The 19425-nt window shown below is 36.5% G+C and carries 18 protein-coding genes; 13 read left to right on the top strand and 5 right to left on the bottom strand.

Translation table 11 applies throughout. From position 1 onward, the window contains the following. Positions 1–363: 363 nt before the first annotated feature. The 3 genes from KO02_RS09565 (at position 364) to KO02_RS09555 (ending at position 1932) form a co-directional block, all read left to right on the top strand. Complete coding sequence (locus tag KO02_RS09565) at positions 364–825, top strand: hypothetical protein (protein ID WP_038697847.1); 462 nt, start codon at positions 364–366, stop codon at positions 823–825. 144 nt (positions 826–969) lie between these two features. Next, positions 970–1374 carry an NUDIX hydrolase gene (locus KO02_RS09560; protein WP_038697845.1) on the top strand — a complete coding sequence of 135 codons (405 nt, stop codon included), beginning with the start codon at positions 970–972 and terminating at the stop codon, positions 1372–1374. Positions 1375–1512: 138 nt separating this feature from the next. Further along, positions 1513–1932 carry a GNAT family N-acetyltransferase gene (locus KO02_RS09555; protein ID WP_235212379.1) on the top strand — a complete coding sequence of 140 codons (420 nt, stop codon included), beginning with the start codon at positions 1513–1515 and terminating at the stop codon, positions 1930–1932. 124 nt (positions 1933–2056) lie between these two features. Here the strand turns inward: KO02_RS09555 and KO02_RS09550 are convergent, their stop codons facing one another. Then, the gene (locus KO02_RS09550) at positions 2057–2953 is read right to left on the bottom strand and encodes a LysR family transcriptional regulator (RefSeq protein WP_038697843.1); all 897 of its coding nucleotides are present in this window, start codon (positions 2951–2953) and stop codon (positions 2057–2059) included. Positions 2954–3180: 227 nt separating this feature from the next. Between KO02_RS09550 and KO02_RS09545 the strand changes: the two genes are divergently transcribed. The 6 genes from KO02_RS09545 (at position 3181) to KO02_RS09520 (ending at position 11203) form a co-directional block, all read left to right on the top strand. Beyond that, positions 3181–3786 carry an NAD(P)H-dependent oxidoreductase gene (locus KO02_RS09545; protein WP_038697841.1) on the top strand — a complete coding sequence of 202 codons (606 nt, stop codon included), beginning with the start codon at positions 3181–3183 and terminating at the stop codon, positions 3784–3786. Continuing rightward, the gene (locus tag KO02_RS09540; RefSeq protein ID WP_038697839.1) at positions 3783–4070 is read left to right on the top strand and encodes a putative quinol monooxygenase; all 288 of its coding nucleotides are present in this window, start codon (positions 3783–3785) and stop codon (positions 4068–4070) included. Before KO02_RS09545 ends, KO02_RS09540 begins: the two co-directional genes overlap by 4 nt. Positions 4071–4082: 12 nt before the next feature. Continuing rightward, a complete protein-coding gene (locus tag KO02_RS09535) occupies positions 4083–5066 on the top strand; it encodes an aldo/keto reductase (protein WP_038697837.1) in 984 nt (327 codons plus the stop codon). Positions 5067–5473: 407 nt separating this feature from the next. After that, complete coding sequence (locus KO02_RS09530; RefSeq protein WP_235212378.1) at positions 5474–6616, top strand: efflux RND transporter periplasmic adaptor subunit; 1143 nt, start codon at positions 5474–5476, stop codon at positions 6614–6616. Between the two features lie 19 nt (positions 6617–6635). Next, a complete protein-coding gene (locus tag KO02_RS09525) occupies positions 6636–9791 on the top strand; it encodes an efflux RND transporter permease subunit (protein ID WP_038697833.1) in 3156 nt (1051 codons plus the stop codon). Beyond that, positions 9791–11203 (top strand): efflux transporter outer membrane subunit, encoded by a 1413-nt coding sequence (locus KO02_RS09520; protein ID WP_038697831.1) that lies wholly within the window; start codon positions 9791–9793, stop codon positions 11201–11203. Before KO02_RS09525 ends, KO02_RS09520 begins: the two co-directional genes overlap by 1 nt. Before the next feature lie 109 nt (positions 11204–11312). Here the strand turns inward: KO02_RS09520 and KO02_RS09515 are convergent, their stop codons facing one another. The 3 genes from KO02_RS09515 to KO02_RS09505 form a co-directional block, all read right to left on the bottom strand. Continuing rightward, positions 11313–12068, bottom strand: a complete 756-nt coding sequence (locus tag KO02_RS09515; protein WP_038697829.1) for a LytR/AlgR family response regulator transcription factor — start codon at positions 12066–12068, stop codon at positions 11313–11315. Then, positions 12043–13164: a sensor histidine kinase gene (locus tag KO02_RS09510; protein ID WP_038697827.1), complete on the bottom strand. Its 1122-nt coding sequence runs from the start codon at positions 13162–13164 to the stop codon at positions 12043–12045. The genes KO02_RS09515 and KO02_RS09510 overlap by 26 nt, the downstream gene beginning before the upstream one ends. Positions 13165–13686: 522 nt before the next feature. After that, a complete protein-coding gene (locus KO02_RS09505) occupies positions 13687–14919 on the bottom strand; it encodes a DUF418 domain-containing protein (protein ID WP_038702430.1) in 1233 nt (410 codons plus the stop codon). A 391-nt stretch (positions 14920–15310) separates the two neighbouring features. Here KO02_RS09505 and KO02_RS09500 point away from each other — a divergent pair, with 391 nt between their 5' ends. Continuing rightward, positions 15311–16843: a SulP family inorganic anion transporter gene (locus KO02_RS09500; protein ID WP_038697825.1), complete on the top strand. Its 1533-nt coding sequence runs from the start codon at positions 15311–15313 to the stop codon at positions 16841–16843. Positions 16844–16879: 36 nt separating this feature from the next. Here the strand turns inward: KO02_RS09500 and KO02_RS09495 are convergent, their stop codons facing one another. Beyond that, entirely contained in the window at positions 16880–17719 is an 840-nt protein-coding gene (locus tag KO02_RS09495; protein ID WP_038697823.1) for a universal stress protein, read from the bottom strand. A gap of 244 nt (positions 17720–17963) precedes the next feature. Here KO02_RS09495 and KO02_RS09490 point away from each other — a divergent pair, with 244 nt between their 5' ends. The 3 genes from KO02_RS09490 to KO02_RS09480 are packed head-to-tail and all read left to right on the top strand — an operon-like array spanning position 17964 to position 19421. Further along, a complete protein-coding gene (locus tag KO02_RS09490) occupies positions 17964–18290 on the top strand; it encodes an ArsR/SmtB family transcription factor (RefSeq protein WP_038702428.1) in 327 nt (108 codons plus the stop codon). A 53-nt stretch (positions 18291–18343) separates the two neighbouring features. Beyond that, the gene (locus KO02_RS09485) at positions 18344–18799 is read left to right on the top strand and encodes a DUF6428 family protein (RefSeq protein WP_038697821.1); all 456 of its coding nucleotides are present in this window, start codon (positions 18344–18346) and stop codon (positions 18797–18799) included. Positions 18800–18812: 13 nt separating this feature from the next. Next, positions 18813–19421, top strand: a complete 609-nt coding sequence (locus tag KO02_RS09480; RefSeq protein WP_038697819.1) for a low molecular weight phosphatase family protein — start codon at positions 18813–18815, stop codon at positions 19419–19421. The last annotated feature ends 4 nt before the right edge of the window (positions 19422–19425 follow it).

Genomic DNA, 19425 nt, shown 5'->3' with positions numbered 1-19425 from the left:
TAATCTAGGTCTTAAATTACATTGCCAAGAATACCTCAATTGTAGTTTTTCGACGAACTCTTGATCAATTTTATCTTCATGCAGCATCCTCTAAAAAACAGTTTTTACTGGTCTGAATATCCTAAATCAGATCGGTATTATTTTTACTTAAAATAATAGACTTTTTTTAAATGTAAACACATCACAAGGATTTTTACTGATGTCGGAACAATCGAAACGTTTTACAAGATCTTGGCAGTTCTGTTCCAAGAATCTTTGGTTTCTTAAAAGTATGTTTTTATATTTATTAACTGTTTGAGAAATTGGAGGTCTCCTAAAACAGGAAAGTTTTCCAAATGACCAAATATAAATAGAAGATTAAAAATGGTTTATAAATATTTATCATTCAGTATAGCAATAACATTTATTTCGTTTATTGTTGGAATGGCCGTTAATGCAATCTTGAAAAAAACAAAGTTTTACAACAATGGATTATCAGACTTTAGTTTTATTAGAAGCGAAAAATTGAACAAATGGTTTGGAGTTGGAATTGTTAAATGGACGGTGAAAAATACACCATTTAAATTTTTTAATCAAAAACTTAAACTGAGTAATAAAATTGAAAAAACCGACTTGCATAAATTGCGTGAAGAAATGACAAATTCAGAAATTGAGCATTTAATAGGTTTTGTTTTTGTAACAATTTTTGCCTTAGTGAAATTTAATAAGACTGAATGGCTATTTGGTTTGACAATAATGATCGTGAATATATTGATGAATTTAAACCCTTCTTTATTGCAACAACAGAATAAAAGAAGAATTGATAAATTAATAAAAAAACTGTAGCTAACATCTGTTTGGTAATAAGGCCACTGAAACGGCTCTATTAACCATATATACAAGGTATAAGTTAAATGATTATGGGCAAGGTGCATGAAAATAGGGTCATTCAGAAAGTTTTATCATAAATCCCGTTTTAAAAAGTAAATTATGGAGCATACTGTTATCGACAAAGTTGCCTTAATTAATATATCCGTTGGAAAGGTCTTGAGTACTCTTTCCAAGTCAAAGAATAAGCTATATTTCCCTGGAGGAAAGAGAGAAAATAATGAGTCTGATTTAGAATGCCTCAAAAGGGAGATATTCGAAGAACTCAATGTACACATTATTGATGGCACTGTCAGTTTCTTTGGTTGTTTCGAAGCCCCCGCTGATGGTCGCAAAGAAGGTGTTGTGGTGCAAATGCTATGCTATATTGCTGAATTTGAAGGCGCTTTGATAGCGTCGAACGAAATAGAATCATTTGAATGGATAACCTACAAGGATAAGCACAGAACTTCTCCAGTAGACCACTTGATATTGGAGCAATTAAAGAGCTTGAAATTAATTGATTAGCTTTTGAATAAATCTAAAGGAGATGTCATATCGAGTCTTATCGATGGAAAACGGAATTCTTTTAAATTTTATAATTAAGTTTATCAGACTTGCATCTCGGGAATTATCTTCTTGAAATTACTTTATTAAAAAAATAATATGGAACATGATATGGAAATTAGTATTTCTGAACGTAGAAACATTGAACCTGAAGAGATAATTAACTTATACCGTGCTAACGAATGGAGCTCTGCAGATAAGCCTGCAGAGCTTTATAATGCGTTGCGTAATTCGCACTCATTGATCACTGCATGGGACAATGAACGGCTCGTGGGGCTTGGTAATGCTATTTCTGACGGCCATCTAGTTGTATACTACCCTCACCTACTCGTACATCCGGATTATCAGGGCAAAGGTATCGGTAAAATGATCATGGATAAGATGCAGGAGAAATATGGTTCATTTCATATGCAGATGCTTACTGCTGATGGCGACGCTACAGAATTCTACAAGAAAATGGGGTTTTCACGTGCTGGCCAAACCGAACCGATGTGGATTTATAAGGGCAATGAGCATTAAGGTGATATATTGAAAAGTCACCTTAATGTAGGCCCCGCTATACCTTTTGTTTGTCTAGATATTATGCATAGGAATGGTTGAAGAGGAATTGTCGTATTTCCTACGGACTTTAATCATCATTCGCTCAGCTCATCACTTTTTTGAACAGGTCTTTAATATGATTAATTTCCTGATTATGGGTCGTTTTTTTACGTGTTCCAAAATAAAGCGTATTCTTTAGCTTCTTTTCTCCTTCCCATACCAATTGGATTTCGCCACTTTGTATTTCATCATGACATAAGAAATCAGGGATAACAGCCAGACCGCTTCCTCCGCTCAGGCAGCGCACAATGGAATTGAGATTTGGTACAATATAGTTTGGTCTGAAATCTGGCTTTTTTCCAAAGTTCAGACTCCAGAATTGAAACAAATGTTCCATATCGCCCGTAGTTCCATACCATTTGTGCTGTTTTAGCCAAAGCTCAATCTTTGTCCTGTTTTTCGTTTTGTGAACATCTTTGAATGCTTTCAGGTCAATGTCTTTTCCCCCGACCAATACGATATTTTCACAAGAAAAAGCCTCATGTTCAATATTGGGAGATACGCCTTTTTTTGGCGTGATGATTAGGTCTAAAATGCCCTTCTCCAATTGATCCAGCATTTCCGGATACTCACCAAAGCTGATGATCAAATTAAAAGGCAATGTGGATACATATTGCTCCAAAGTAATCTGAAAGGTTTCAAAGCACATACCAACGCTGATAGTTGGGGTATGCTTTTCGGTAGACTGCTGAAAATTCTTTTCAATCTCTTCTAGTTTTGTCAGCGGTTCCACTAATGCATTGAAAAGTACCTTTCCTCGTTCCGTTGGAATCATTTTGCGGCCAGTGCGGTCAAATAGCTTATAGCCCACATAAGATTCCAAAGAACTTAAATGGAGACTTACTCCCGGTTGGGATATGAATAAGGCTCCAGCTGCACCTGTCAATGTGCCTGTTTTGTAAATCGCCTTAAAAGTGCGATACCATTCTAAGTTAACCATGATACTAAAATTACTATGTAAAGGTATAAATTGTATTACTTTAATAATAGTATGTTCTGATTTAATTTATCCTAAAATATAAGATTGAGCTGATAAACAATTGAAATAGGTATAAAAGCCAAGTATTGAGTAGTTATTATAATTATGATATCAGGCTATTAATTAGGTTATTTTCGTAATAGAAATTACTGTTATACTTTTGTATCAGAATTTAAAAACGATCAAACATGAAACATGTATTAATCATAAATGCAGGACAAAAATTTGCTCATTCCGGCGGAAGATATAATCAGACAGTTACCAAAAACACGCTTTCCTTTTTTGAAAGATTCGAAAACGTTGAAGTGAAATTGACCAATATCGAAGACGGATATGACAATGAAGAAGAAGTAGAGAATTTCGTCTGGGCAGATTACATCATCTATCACACCCCCATGTGGTGGTTTCAGATCCCTAACGGATTTAAAAAATACATTGATGAAGTCTTTACGGTTGGACACAAGAAAGGAATCTATAACAGCGATGGGCGTACTTCGAAAAACCCTGAAATCAACTATGGCACTGGAGGGATGTTACAAGGCAGGAAATATATGGTAACAAGCAGTTGGAATGCCCCGAAGACAGCATTTACGCTACCTGGTGAATTTTTTAACGAAACCAGCGTTGACAATGGCCCTTTGTTCGGCTTCCACCGTATGAATGCTTTTGCCTCACTTGAAAAAATGGAGAGCTTCCACTTCTATGATGTAGAAAAAAACGCTGACGTTACAAGAGATATGACTGAATATACCAAACATCTTGAAAAGGTTTTTGGACAACAATTAAAAAAATGAAGATCCATTTAACAGCCATTATTATGGTTAAAGAAGAATACCGTGAAGAAGTTGCTTCCATATTGCAAAACATGGTGCTTCAAACCCGAAAAGAAGAAGCATGTGAGCTCTACAATCTCCATCAAGGTTTGGAAGATCCAAACCTATTCACATTCTACGAAATATGGAAAAGTAGGGACGGTTTAACGGAGCACAATGATCAACCCTACATCAGGGCATTTGGAGAACTTGTTACGGAGAAGTTACAGGAACAACCGACAATTATTTTAACAACATTACTATAAAATCTACACAAAATGGAATATAGAACATTAGGAAATACAGAACTGAAATTATCTACTATTACACACGGTGCTTTCGCAATCGGAGGAAGTATGTGGGGCGGCAATGAGAAGAAAGACTCCATCGACTCTATCCATGCTTCACTGGATCATGGTGTTACTAGTATTGACACAGCTCCCTTTTACGGCTTTGGTCTAAGTGAAGAAATAATCGGTGAAGCTATTAAAGGAAAAGACAGAAGCAATATCCAATTGTTAACCAAGTTCGGGTTGGTTTGGGATGAAAGCAATGCAGGTAAAGGTGAATTTTTTTTTGATGCTGAAGAAGGTGGAAAGAAAATACCTGTTTACAAATATGCAGCTAAAGCGAGCATTATTAAAGAGGTTGAAGAAAGCCTAAAACGCTTGGGCACGGATTATATAGACTTATTACAGCTGCATTGGCCAGACAATTCAACAAGCATCGGAGAAACGATGGAAGCACTAGAAGTATTGATACAACAGGGTAAAATCCGGGCCGCTGGAGTCAGCAATTACAGTGTAGATCAATTAGGCGAAGCTTCAATAACCTTTAAATTAGCCAGCAATCAGGTTTCTTACAGTATGTTGAATCGTACGATCGAAAATGAATTGGTGCCCTATGCACTGGAAAATGAATTGGGAATTATCGTGTACAGTCCAATGGAACGAGGCTTGTTAACAGGTAAATACTTCAAAGAAAGCAAACTAAAAGGCGATGACCACCGAAATGGTTATTTCTCCCAATTTGATCTGGCAAAAGTAAAATCTTTTTTGCAGGCAATTGAACCTATTGCAAAAAGCAAAGGTGCTACACTTTCGCAACTGGTCTTACAGTGGACGATCCTTCAACCCGGGATCAGTGTTGTTTTGGCTGGAGCCAGAAATGCAGAGCAGGCAATTGCCAATGCACAGGCACTTGACTTCAAGTTGTCGGAAGACGAATTGAGAGTCATAGACAATGAACTTTTAAAATTATAAAAGTTGAAAGCAAAGGAATATTTAAAAATAATGACAGTAGGTGCCTCTGATATTGAAGAATATATCAGAGGCACCTATGTTTTGAAGTGGATGATATAAATACCGACATTAAACGCCTTATAAAATTAGATTCGAATCCAATTAGGTAAGCCAATATTAAATCTTTTCTTTATGTCAGTAATTGTGTAGCGTTTTCGTTTGTAATAATAGTACAAACGAAAACGCTATTTGACATTTTCCAGATGACTTCATAACTATAAGGTTCTTTAACGAAGTGTATCTGCTGATTCAGATGGCAACAGTTTCGTTTCAGATGCTATTTTCTCCAGTTCAGTCACTTATCTCTTTCTTAAACGGTCGAATCTCCTGTTCTTTGTGCCTGAAATTTTAATCATAAAAAAATGGTCATGCAAGAATTCAAAGCAAAGAACAATTTCAATCTATATATAGCCGTATTTGCTTTCGGTTTATTATTTATTTCATGTGGCGGACAACAACAGGATGTATCATATGAACAGCAAGCTATTCATGCTGATTTCATTGAACTAAAAGAATCTCCGACCACCATCGTAGAAACTTATCCGGGTACCATAGAGGGAACAGTCAATGTCGATATTAGAGCACAGGTTTCTGGTTACCTCGAAGCAACATATGTGAAGGAAGGGCAATACGTACAAAAAGGACAATCACTGTTTAAGATCAAAAGTGACGTATTCAATGAACAGATAAATAACAGTAATGCGTCTTTACAATCGGCTTTGGCTTCTCAAACCAACGCACAGGTCGAACTTGAGAAAATAAAACCGCTAGTTCAGGGGAAAGTTGTTTCAGAGCTACAATTAAAAACTGCACAAGCTCAATATGATGCGGCGACCGCACAAGTTGCTCAGGCAAAATCAGCGCTGAGCTCTTCCCAGCTGAATGCTGCTTTCGCAATTATCAAAGCACCAGTAAGTGGATATATCGGACGTATCCCGAGCAGAGTCGGAAATTTGGTAACACCTTCCGATGCTAATCCACTAACAAGCCTGTCCGAAATAGACCAAGTGTTTGTCTACTTCAATCTCAATGAGGCAAAATTTATTGCATTCATGAATGATAGAAAGAATGATGCAGGAATGAACACGGTAGAAATTATCATGGCCGATGGTAACCGATATAGTCAAAAAGGTCAGGTCGAAATCGCAAGTGGTAACATTGATCGTAACACGGGAACAATAGCGTTAAAGGCAGTATTTGCAAATCCTGATAAAATTTTACGTTCGGGCGGAGCTGCTCGTGTTGTTTTAACAAAGAATCTAAATAGTGCAGTTACCTTACCGATGGCGGCAGTGAAAGATATACAGGACAAGTTTTTTGTTTATGTACTCGCTGATAGTAATAAAGTGGCCATGAAAGCTATCGAAATAAATGGTAGAACAGGTTCAGATTATATCATCAAATCGGGTGTAATATCGGGCGATAAAATAGCGGTAAATAGTATTGACCAATTGACAGAGGGAGTCGCTGTTCAACCTAAATTAATAAGTCAAGACTCATTGAAAAATTAATTTTTAGACGAGTATCAACATGTTAAAAAAGATTATAGATAGACCAGTAATGGCCACCGTTATTTCGGTTGTGCTATTAATATTGGGCGTTATAGGGTTATTAAGACTCCCTGTAACAAGGTTTCCAGATATTTCACCACCAACTGTCATGGTGTCGGGAAGTTATCCAGGGGGAAATAGTGAGGCTGTTATCCGTTCTGTAGTTACACCTCTGGAGGAACAGATTAACGGAGTCGAGAACATGCAGTACATCAAATCAACTGCAAGTAATGATGGTTCTTTTTCCATTTCCATCATCTTCAAACAAGGTGTCAATCCTGACCAGGCCGCTGTAAACGTGCAGAATAGAGTACAACAGGCTACGCCGATACTTCCTCAAGAGGTAATCCGGATGGGACTGACAACCTCAAAACAACAAAATAGTATGATCATGATCTTCAACGTATATACGGATGATAATGATAAATATGATGAGTTGTTTCTACAAAATTATGTCAACATCAATGTCATACCCCAGATCAAACGTGTACCTGGTGTAGGCCAAGCACAAGTATTTGGCTTAAAGGACTATTCGATGCGTGTTTGGCTCAATCCGCAGAAAATGGCCTCTTATGGTTTAGAACCTGCTGATGTCAGTAATGCAATCGGTACCCAAAGTTTAGAAGTGGCACCGGGTAAATTGGGTGAAGAATCAAATGCAGCTTTGGAGTACGTGATGCGCTATAAAGGTAAAAAGAGCCAGCCTCATGAATATGAAAATATCGTTGTAAAACGAGATGGAGAACTTTTGGTACGCTTGAAAGATGTAGCCCGTATAGAGTTTGGTTCACTTAGTTATAGTGGAAATACAACCATGAGCGGTAAAAATTCAGTTACTGTTGCGATTCTCCAGACTACGGGGTCGAATGCCAATGATATCGAAATCGGTGTACGCGATGTACTGAAGAGTGCCTCCAAAAATTTTCCTCCAGGCGTGGATTACACGAGTTTGATGAGTACAAAAGAACGACTTGACGAAGCTACAGGGCAGGTAAAATCTACTTTGATTGAAGCATTTATACTTGTGTTTATCGTCGTATTCTTATTTTTACAAGATTTTAGATCCACCATCATACCTGCAATTGCGGTACCGGTAGCGATCATAGGAACATTCTTCTTTCTACTTGCTTTTGGTTTTACCATAAACGTACTGACACTCTTCGCACTCGTGTTGGCAATTGGTATTGTCGTCGATGATGCTATTGTCGTCGTCGAAGCCGTCCATAGTAAAATGGAAGGCACCAATATGACCGGTAAAGAGGCAACTCATAGCGCTATGGGTGAAATCACTGGCGCAGTTATCTCGATTACATTAGTGATGTCGGCTGTCTTTATACCGATCGGATTTATGACAGGTTCTGCGGGTATTTTTTATAAGCAGTTTGCTTATACCTTAGCAATTGCCATTATCATTTCGGCAGTAAATGCATTAACCCTTACTCCTGCTCTATGTGCTTTGTTATTGAAAAATAATCATGCCGATGGTCATCATGGGGAATCTGAAAAACAAGGATTTGGGAAGCGATTCTTTACAGCATTCAATGCTGGCTTTGAAAACCTAACGGGTAAATACATTAAAGGATTACGATTCCTAATTGTTAAAAAGTGGATCGGTGCAGGTTTAGTTATTCTGATTACTGCATTAGCAGGCTGGATGATGATCAGTACACCAAAAAGCTTTGTTCCTATGGAAGATGATTCATTTATTATCTTCAGTTTAAGTATGCCTCCGGGTACTGCCTTAGATCGGACAACTGCTGCTGCTGCACGTGTAGATGATATGTTGGAAAAAGAAGAATCTGTTCAAAATAGTACCATTATTACAGGATTCAATATTTTATCTAATAGTGCCAGTCCAGCATATGCGATGGGTTTTATCAAGTTGAAAGATAAAAAAGATCGTGGTGAAGAGAAAGACATCGATGTGATTTTAGGAAATCTAACAGCACAGTTTGCGACTGTCAAGGAGGCTACTATAATGGCTTTTAGAAGTCCTCCGATAGATGGCTACGGGGTAACAAGCGGTGCCGAAATCGTTCTACAGGATAAAAGCGGGAAATCTCCTGAAAAACTGAAACAGATGTCTGATGAGGTTATCGGACAAATTATGCAGCAACCCGGGGTACAGTTTGCCTATACGACATTCCGTACCGATTTTCCACAGCTAGAACTTGAAGTCGATGAGGATAAAGCTCAGCAAATGGGCGTTGAAATCAGTAACATGATGAACGTAATCCAAACCTATTTCGCAGGTGATCAATCCATGAACTTTACCCGCTTTGGTAAATTCTACCGGGTCAATGTAAAGGCTGATGGAATATTCAGAACAGATGAAGATTCATTTAATGAAATATTTGTACGTAATGACCAGAATCAAATGGTTCCAGTAAAGTCGCTGGTGACACTACATAAGGTCTATGGCCCAGAGTCCTTAAGCAGATATAATTTGTTTAACGCACTTACGATTAGCGTAGTGCCTTTACCAGGAGCTAGTAATGGTGATATCATGGATAATCTGGAGAAAAATGTCTTAAGCAAACTCCCTTCGGACTATGGATATGAATGGACTGGATTAAGTTTAGAGGAAAAGTCTGCAGGTAACCAAACGATGATAATTTTATCGTTGTGTCTCCTATTTGTCTACTTCTTATTGGCAGCACAGTATGAAAGTTATCTATTACCTCTAGCAGTTCTCCTGTCTATTCCGACAGGTATAATTGGGGCATTTGCTTCAATCAAAGCAATTGGATTGGATAATAACATTTATGTACAAGTAGGTTTAATTATGCTTGTGGGTCTATTAGCTAAAAATGCAATCTTAATCATAGAATTTGCCGTACAACGTCGGGCAGCAGGTTCTTCTATCGTAGAGTCTGCTATTGATGGTGCAAAATCGAGGTTACGTCCTATCATCATGACCTCTTTGGCTTTTATTGCAGGTATGATTCCATTGATGTTTGCGACAGGTGGCTCGGCAATGGGTAATAGGTCGATCAGTACGGGGGCAGCAATTGGGATGCTTTCAGGCGTAATATTAGGTGTATTTGTAATACCGATCCTTTATATACTCTTTCAATATCTTCAGGAAAAGATATCGGGTAAAAATAAAAATCAAAAAATTCAAAATGTTGAATAATGGCATTATCTATAAATAATATAATTTACGGTGTTGGAGTGGCAATTTTATTGTCCTCTTGCTCCGTAAACAAAAAGTATATTCGTCCAGAGTTGGAGACTCCGCAAAATTATAGGAATACGGTTGAGGTGACAGGTGATACCATTAGTCTTCCCTATAAAACCTTCTTTAAAGATACTCATTTGACGGCTTTGATTGATAGAGCACTTGAAAAGAATAAGGATATATCGGTCGCTATGATGAGTCTCCGTCAGCTAGATCTTTCCTATAAACAGGCAAAATTGGGACTTGTTCCAACGGCAGATCTTTCGATATCTGCGGCAAGAAACTATTTGTCAAAAAGTTCTATGAACGGTTCTTTGAGCGAACAATTTACAGGGAATCAGTATATGGATGATTACTCCGCTACGCTTACTGTTGCATGGGAAGCAGATATCTGGGGTAAAGTAGCGATGCAAAAAGAATCTGCAAGAGCAAACTTCTTCATGCAACACGAAAATCTGTCTGCATTAAGAACACGTATCGTAAGTCAAGTGGCACAGGCTTACTACAATTTAATCACTTTGGATGAACAGCTTAAAGTTGCTTCCCGAAATATTGAATTAAGCGATACTACGCTACAGATGATTCAACTTCAGTTTCAGTCGGCACAGACCAATTCACTGGCAGTCAATCAAGCTGAGGCGCAATTGAAAACTGCCGAATTACTTGTTCCGCTTGCCCAGCAAAATATTGCTGTACAGGAGAATGCATTGCGTATTCTGTGTGGATCATTCCCAGATAGTGTCCAACGTGCAAATACATTGGACAGTACTCCATTTGTTGAAAGTTTCCCTTTGGGTATACCTGCAGATCTGCTCAGCAGGCGCCCTGATGTAAGAGCTGCAGAATATGCTGTTGTAGTTGCCAACGCGAATACGGGTCTTGCCAAGGCAGAGATGTACCCATCCTTTAAGCTCACTCCTTCGATAGGTATCAATTCGTTCCAGTTTAACAACTGGTTTGATTTACCTGGGTCCCTTGTTAAGAATATTGCGGGTAATATTACACAACCAATTTTTCAAAATAAGAGATTAAAAACGGCATATGAAATAGCTAAAATTGAACAGGAAAAATCTGCAGAACAGTTCCGACTGGCAATGATGACAGCTGTTGGAGAAGTATCTGATGCTTTAGCAAAAAGACAGCATATCCGTGAGCGTATGCTCTTGATAGATCAGAAAAAATCAGCATTGCAGAAAGCTGTTAATAATGCCATGTTGCTCTATAAAAGTGGAATGGCAACTTATCTAGATGTGATTACGGCACAGAATGGTTCTCTTCAAAATGATCTTGAAGCTATCTCAATCCAAAAAGAGAGATTTGATGCAACCACAGATTTATATCGTGCCTTAGGTGGTGGAGTGGAATAACAAAACTTCAATGAATAGGTAGAAAAACGATCGGCTCTGATTTTAGAGCCGATCGTTTTCTTTGAAACCTCACTGATATAGCATTAATCTATAAACATGGTGATACAGATTATGAATCAAGCCATTCTTTTAATAAAGTCGACTTTTCTCTGCTCACAATTATCTCAAAATCCGAATCGGAAATGATTATTTTAAGTTTCCTGTTGAAATAGTTCACTAATTGATTGACCGCATCTATATGGATAATGAATTGGCGGTTAGCTCGAAAAAATAGTTTTGGATCGAGTTGCTTTTCAATATCATCAAGACTCATATTTAAAATGACATCTTTACCATTTTTCAAACGTGCTTTCGTCAGTTTTGAGTCCATATAAATGATAGACACTTCGGTGACCAATATCGTTTGAAAACCATCCCGATAGGGTATTAAAAATCTAGAACGATAGTCTTTCTTCTTGATATAGTTGAGTAATTTGTCTATCGACAATTGATTTTCTGCAGGTGCTTTAAAAGCATTTACTTTGTCTAATGCTGTTTTTAGCTCTTCTTTTTGAACTGGTTTTAATATATAATCTACGCTGTTATATTTGAAAGCCTGTACTGCATATTCATCATATGCAGTTGTAAAAACAATAGGGCATTGGATCGTGACTTTATCAAAAATATCAAAACTCACCCCATCAGATAGGCGGATATCCATCATGACCACATCAGGTTCTTCATTTTCCTTGAACCAGTCCACTGTATCCATAACACTGTCCAAGACCGCAATAATAGTCACGTTTGGATCTATCTCTTTAATTAAGCGTTTAAGACGGTCTGCATTGAGTTTTTCATCCTCAACTATTACTATTTTCTCTATCATACTCTATTAATTGAATAGAAACTTTGAAGGTATATTTATCTTGATTGACCTCTGGAATCTTTTTCCCCAAAAGTTTAAATCTACTGCTTATATTTTTTAATCCTATTCCAGTTGATATAATCTTACTGTTATCAATAGGAGAAAGTGTGTTTTCAACAACTATCCGTCCAACCTCAGGATTTGATATATTGATAATCAGTGGTTTTTTTTGATTAGTAGTATTATGCTTGATAGCATTTTCAATCAATAACTGTAATGTTAGCGGTGGTATATAGTAATTTCTACTGTGATCCTGAATTTCAATATTAAAATGTACAGCCGTACCTACCCTATTTTCTATTAAAAATATATATGAACTGAGAAATTTGACTTCATCATCTAAACAAATTAGATTCTTTTTACTATTTACAAGTAGAAATCGATACACTTTCGCGAAATTTTCGGAATACTCAAATCCGAGTTGTTGGTCTTCTAGAATCAATTCAGATAATACACTCAGGTTATTAAAAATAAAATGTGGATCAAGTTGTAGCTTTAAAGTATTGAGTTCTGCTTCTACGGATGCCTGTTTCAATTCAGCTGCTTGAATCTTATGCTGAGACATTTCCAACGAGGTATCTATCCAATTATTAATGAGATAGCTCACCGTATTAACGCTTATAATCATAAAGGATATGAGCAAGCTTGTCACTATCCACTGTAAAAATCCTGTAATTTCCTCAACAGAATTTATGTCAGGTAAGTCGGAATAAATCAAAGAAAAACAAAGCATATTCATCAAGATCAGTATAACAACGACACTGAAATTTAGAAAAACTTCAAGAAATAATCGCTTGGTCTTATTTTCTGTCCAAGGTACTCGAGAATTTAGTTTTTTATGGATAAATACGCTAGATTCAGATATTAGATAGCAAAATAGAAATGACACTGTCCATTCAGTAAAAATTTCGTGGAGTTTTCTATTAAAATATTCTTTCCAAAAAATACTATATGGATCTAATATATACGAAACAAGATAAAATAATATAAATGCAAAAAAAACTAACAGCATTTGTTTGAAACGAGTTGGTAAAAATCGTTTATCTATTTGACCCATAATTGTATATTTTTTTATCTATTGATAATTCACAGATGGCTTCATGGTATAGTCACATATCAAGTTCTGTCATTGTGAGTATCAATTCAACTTATTCCATCAACTAATAATGACTTCACTTAGCTTATTAAAAATCCGGGAATTATTAATTGTGCAGAACTTTAGTTATGTCGTTATTCTTCATTTTACAAAGGTGGTATTTATTGACTGAATATAACAGTAATTATTGTCTCAACCCACAAAATTGATTCCTGAATATGACCTTTCTTACATTGAGGCGTAAATTTAATATCGTTAAAATCTTAAGCGAGCTAAATTTTATTCAATAATAAATAGATTTCCATATTCACGTTTAACGATTGGAGGATTTAAGTATAGTCATGTAAGGGATTTATTAGTAAGTCCTCGCTCATCCTTCAGCTGAAGGATATGAACGTTTCTGTATTTATTGGACGATTTTAGGAAGAGCAAGCTGTAACAAAAATAGCCAAGGTTTAACAGAGATTAAACCTTGGCCTATAGTTATTGTTTCTTTTTGCGTAAAGGTTGTATTTTTAGATACGTTGCCGAACGCAAAAACCATTCTAATGGACCATATAGATATCTTTTTAACCAATACCTGCTCCATAATAATTGGGCTATATAAATCACTATACCCAAAATAAAGAGTTCTGTAGTTCCCCAAGTTTCAAAAAATGGCCCAAATGCCCACATTGAAAATATCAAACAACCAATAACGCTCTGCAACTCATAGTTGGTCAGGCTCATGCGACCATAAGGGGAAAAAACATCTAAATAGCGATTGAAAAATGGGTGCTGATGTAAAAGCATAAATCCAGTGATAATGGCTCCTGAAATAGCAACAACTTTTAAGTCATTGAGAGTCATTAAGGTAAGTCCAGAGAAGATATCATCGGTTTGGCCACTTGCCAAAGAACGGTAGTTTAAATTAGGAAATAGACCAGAAATATAGCTGATAGATACTGCTGAAATGACAAATAGCGCAAATAAGCTTGCAACTCGCCTTGTAGGTTGAACCCTTTCGAAAAATCCTATACGACCAGCCACCAAACCAAGTAAAAATAGAGCAAATGTAATATAACCACGACCAAATAAACCAAATTGATAATTTAACTTACCTTCAAGACCTCTCGTAAAATTATGTTTGACAGAATTGAGAAAAGTAGACTTATCAACTGGTGCAGGAGCTACCGATTGACGCTGATCAGACTGCTGATCGATTTGTTCAGTCTTGACATAAGAAGCATAACTTACTTGTAAAATTCGAGGTGTTCCTATTAACAATAAAGCCGCTATAGCAATCAATACCCAAGATTTGGCCCGATACAACAAAACTAAGATAGCACCAAAGACTGCGTATAGGGAAATAATCTCGCCGCTATAAAACATATTGCCTATGAGACCGATGACCAACATGATCAGCATCCGCCAAATAAAACGGCTTCTGAAATCAATTCCTTTCTTAGCCGATCGGTCTAGTTGAATGAAAAAACTCAAACCGAATAGGAACGCGAAGATATTGATAAACCTCCCCATAATAACATTTGAACCGATCCAACGTATAGTCTCATCCATCTCTGGAAACAGTGGTCGGCTAAGTTCAGGAGAGAATGAAAAAACACTGTATTGTTGCAACATATGCATAAGTATTACCCCTAGTAAAGAAAAACCTCTTAGCGCATCTAAAAGTGTGATACGGTTGAGCACTGTAGAAAATGTTTTGTTACGATCCATATTATATTTGAAATTTACATCCATCGGGTACAAAACTATTTAATATAGATCTACGAGAACTGTAATGGGGGGTCAAAGCGAAATATTGAATCTTAAACACGAAACAATGATTATTTCTTATACTTCGAATGCTATCTATGGGCTTAATATGATAAAAATGAATTACCAATAATAGGTTTTTTTAAAAAATACTCTTTAAAATAAATTGAAAGTATTAATTTTACGGCATCAATGACAAAAACAGCATACATAACATCCCAAGTTACCACGCCTTAGATAAAGGCTAACCTGTTGCTTTTTCCCAATTAACATTTATTGGTAAATACCCCCTACCGAAGATTTTTCAATCTATCGATACAGCTTCATTTGTCAAATTTTAATTCTATATGATATGCATAAAATCGTAAATCTGTTTGATTTTAAACAGAAAGTAAACTACAAAAATGAAATTTTAGCTGGTCTAGCAGTTGCTATGACTATGATCCCGGAGTCTTTATCCTTTGCAATATTAGCGGGTCTAACTCCTTTAACAGGACTTTATGCTGCATTTTTAATGGGTATAGTTACCGCAGTTTTGGGAGGCAGACCCGGTATGGTATCTGGTGGTGCCGGTGCTACAGTAGTGGTACTTATTGCTTTAGCAGCCTCTCATGGTATTGAATATCTTTTCGCAGCAGTAGTATTAGCTGGGATCCTACAGTTGCTTGTAGGTCTTTTTAAGCTTGGAAAATTTGTGAGCTTTATTCCACAGCCCGTTATGTACGGCTTTTTGAACGGACTTGCTGTTATTATTTTTATGGCACAGGTAGAACAATTCAAAATTACAGAAAATGGGACCACAAGTTGGATGGAGGGCCCTTCATTATACCTTATGGTCGGGCTAACACTTTTAACAATTGCGATAGTAGTGGTATTGCCAAAAATGACGAAGGCAGTACCAGCCTCGCTTGTTGCTATACTCTTTGTATTTGGTATTGTTTATTTCTTTAATATAGACACAAAAAAAGTAATAGACATAGCAGCTGTCAGTGGATCCCTACCTTCATTTCATCTTCCTCATATATCATTTAGTTTGGAGACTTTAAAAATCATTTTCCCATACGCATTGGTAATGGCCGGAGTTGGTTTAATTGAATCCCTACTAACATTAAATATGGTGGATGAAATAACCAATACCAAAGGACAATCAAACCGTGAAGCTGTGGCACAAGGTATTGCTAATATAACAAATGGTTTTTTTGGTGGAATGGGTGGATGCGCCATGGTAGCGCAGACCTTGGTCAATATAGGTGCCGGAGGTAGATCAAGGCTTTCTGCGCTTGTTGGTGCTCTTGCAGTATTAGTTGTGATTTTAGTGGCTGGTCCAGTAATTGAACAGATACCAATGGCTGCATTAGTGGGTGTGATGATGATGGTTGCTATCGGTACTTTTGAATGGGTAAGTTTCAGAATTATCAATAAAATGCCACGTCATGATATTTTTATTGGAATGTTAGTAGCAATTATAACTGTCCTATTGCACAACCTTGCTTTAGCGGTTTTGATTGGTGTAATAATTTCTGCACTGGTATTTGCGTGGGAAAGTGCTAAACGTATCCGTGCTAGGAAATATGTAGATGACCAAGGTATAAAGCATTATGAAATCTTTGGGCCTCTCTTTTTTGGTTCAACAGCTGCTTTTATAGAAAAATTTGATGTTGCCAACGATCCAAACGAAGTCATCATAGATTTTAAAGAGAGTAAAGTGGTTGATATGTCTGCAATTGATGCGCTGAGTAAGATTACAGCAAAGTATCACAGATTGGACAAGAAGCTTCACTTGCTCCATTTGAGCCACGAGTGTACTCAATTATTGAAAAATGCAGAAAGTGTGATTGTAGTTAATATCCTTGACGACCCCACTTATAAAGTGATGACAAAATAAGAAATGGTTATAATGGAGATTTTTGCGCTACCTTACTTAAGGAACTAACATCAAAATTGGAATCTTGGTGTGGACCGCCATTTTTTTTGAAGCTCTTTTTTGAAAGAATGTAGCCAGAAATCCCAATTTCCGAGGCACAGTAACTAAGATGTCGATTTCGTGGTCCTCTGCATAAGAGCTAAGCATTTCAATCATGTTTTCTCCTTCCAAATAAGAATAGGATGGTTCAAGACTATCTAAACTCGTATGTAAAAATGACTGCTCCTCTATCAATTCTGCCGCTGACTGTTTACCTTGAACGCTTACATTAACAACATGCCAATTTAAATTAAAAAATTTATGAATTCGGAATATCGTTTTTACAGGTAGCCTTTCTCGTAAATGCGATAAATCTACAGCCAGGAGCGCATTTCTATATACATGTGCCGGATTCATTTCTGGTACCAATAACAGATTGTAGGCATGTGTTTGTATAAGATCGATTGTCGTTGATCCGATACTATTTTTGCCTCCATCGTCACTTCCTCTCAAACCAACCACAATGAGGTCGATAATTTCACTTTCAGAGATTCGGAGAATACCTTCTTTAACGGTCAATTTATCGTAATGTGCACCTACTTCTGTCATGGGAGAAATGTTCAACAGTTCTTGTTTCAAAAGGCGTAATTTTCCAGATACATCAGCTATTTCTGCCTCATCCATCAGCGGAGGTGGTAACATAAAATCTCCTGTACTATAAAACCCGTTATTAAAATATGCAAGCGAGTGATAAATAATTACATTCTTAATTTTTGTCTGTTTAGCAATGGTCAATAGCTGATTAAAGGCATGCCGAGCGGGGACAGAAAAGTCAGTTAAAAAAACAATTGTTTCCATGGTATTGAATTCTTTATACGGTTTTTCAATGGGGTATTTTATCTCTTAAACAATCTTGCAAATACAAAAGTTTGAGAATTCGCTTAATAAATTAGGTTTATAATCATCGATGAAAATATTTCCATTTAGGGATCGAAATACAAAACATAGCACATCGATTTTGTCATTTCTAAATCTTTTTTTTAAATAAATTATTATTTATTAATGCTATAATCGTAATATTGCGATGTATCAATATTCTATTATGGGAATTACAAAAACAGATTACTTTACTGATCAACAAATGCTCATATCCAAAATCACAAAGGCACTTGGACATCCTGCTCGTATTGCAATAATAGAATATCTTTTAAAAGTCAATACCTGTATTTGCAGTGATATTGTAGAAGAATTACCTCTTGCACAGTCTACGATTTCACAACATTTGAAAGAGTTAAAAAATGCTGGTCTTATAAAAGGGAGTATTGAAGGTTCGTCAATATGCTACTGTATAGACGAAAACACATTCAGATTCATGAAGTCCTATTTTGGAGACATCATCTTGTCTGTGAACGATCAAAAATGTTGTTAAAATTTTTTACCTACATACATCGTAATATAACGATGTATTAATATAGTATTACAATGAAATTATCAGAAATTAAGCAAATCCTTCCAACATTAGAAAATGTTGAATTCCAATTAGAAGATGGTACATTCGTTCCAGAACATTTCCATGTTACGGAAGTTGGTCAGGTCATTAAAACATTTATTGACTGTGGCGGTGTAACCCGTACAGAAAACACTGTAAATTTCCAACTATGGAATGCCGATGATTACGAGCACAGATTGAAACCTGGAAAGCTATTGCATATCATCGAACTATCTGAACAGAAATTAAACATCGGGGATCATGAGATTGAAGTAGAGTATCAAAGTGGAACGATTGGGAAATATGGGTTAGATTTCAATGGAAAGAATTTCGTATTAACAAACAAGACAACTGCATGTTTAGCTCAGGATGCTTGTGGTATTCCCACCCCATTGACAGTTGTTGCTTCTAGTACGAATAGCTGTACACCAGGTTCAGGCTGTTGTTAATCATAACACCATTATGAACGCTAAATTAAACAATACCATTTCGAGCATTCTAAAGTTAAAAATCAATCAAGGGCGCAAATCTGTTTTACAGCCTTTGATTGACTATATCCAAAATAAAGTTTCATCTGGCTCAGATATCAACATCAATTTTATTTGCACCCATAATTCACGAAGAAGTCACCTGTCTCAAGTATGGGCACAAATAGCCGCTTCATATTATGCGATAGCAAAGGTAAATTGTTATTCAGGTGGTACAGAAGCAACAGCGATGTTTTCTAAAATTGCAGAAACATTTGAACATGCAGGACTCGATGTCAATATTATTTCCAATACTTCGAATCCAATCTATGCGCTAAAATATGATAAAAATGCATTACCGATAATAGGGTTTTCAAAAAAATACGATGCCCCTTTCAATCCGCAATCCATGTTTGTAGCTATTATGACCTGTTCACAGGCTGACGCTGGTTGCCCTTTTATTGCCGGTGCCGAAAAACGCATACCCATTACTTATGAAGACCCTAAAATTTCAGACAATACTGAACAACAGGATCAAGTATATAAGAACCGAAGTTTAGAGATTGCATCCGAAATGTTTTACATCTTTTCAAATATCAATTAATACA

Source organism: Sphingobacterium sp. ML3W (assembly GCF_000747525.1).
Lineage (GTDB): Bacteria > Bacteroidota > Bacteroidia > Sphingobacteriales > Sphingobacteriaceae > Sphingobacterium.
The sequence above is the reverse complement of the archived record's forward strand: the minus strand, read 5'-3'. Positions and strand labels throughout refer to the sequence as shown.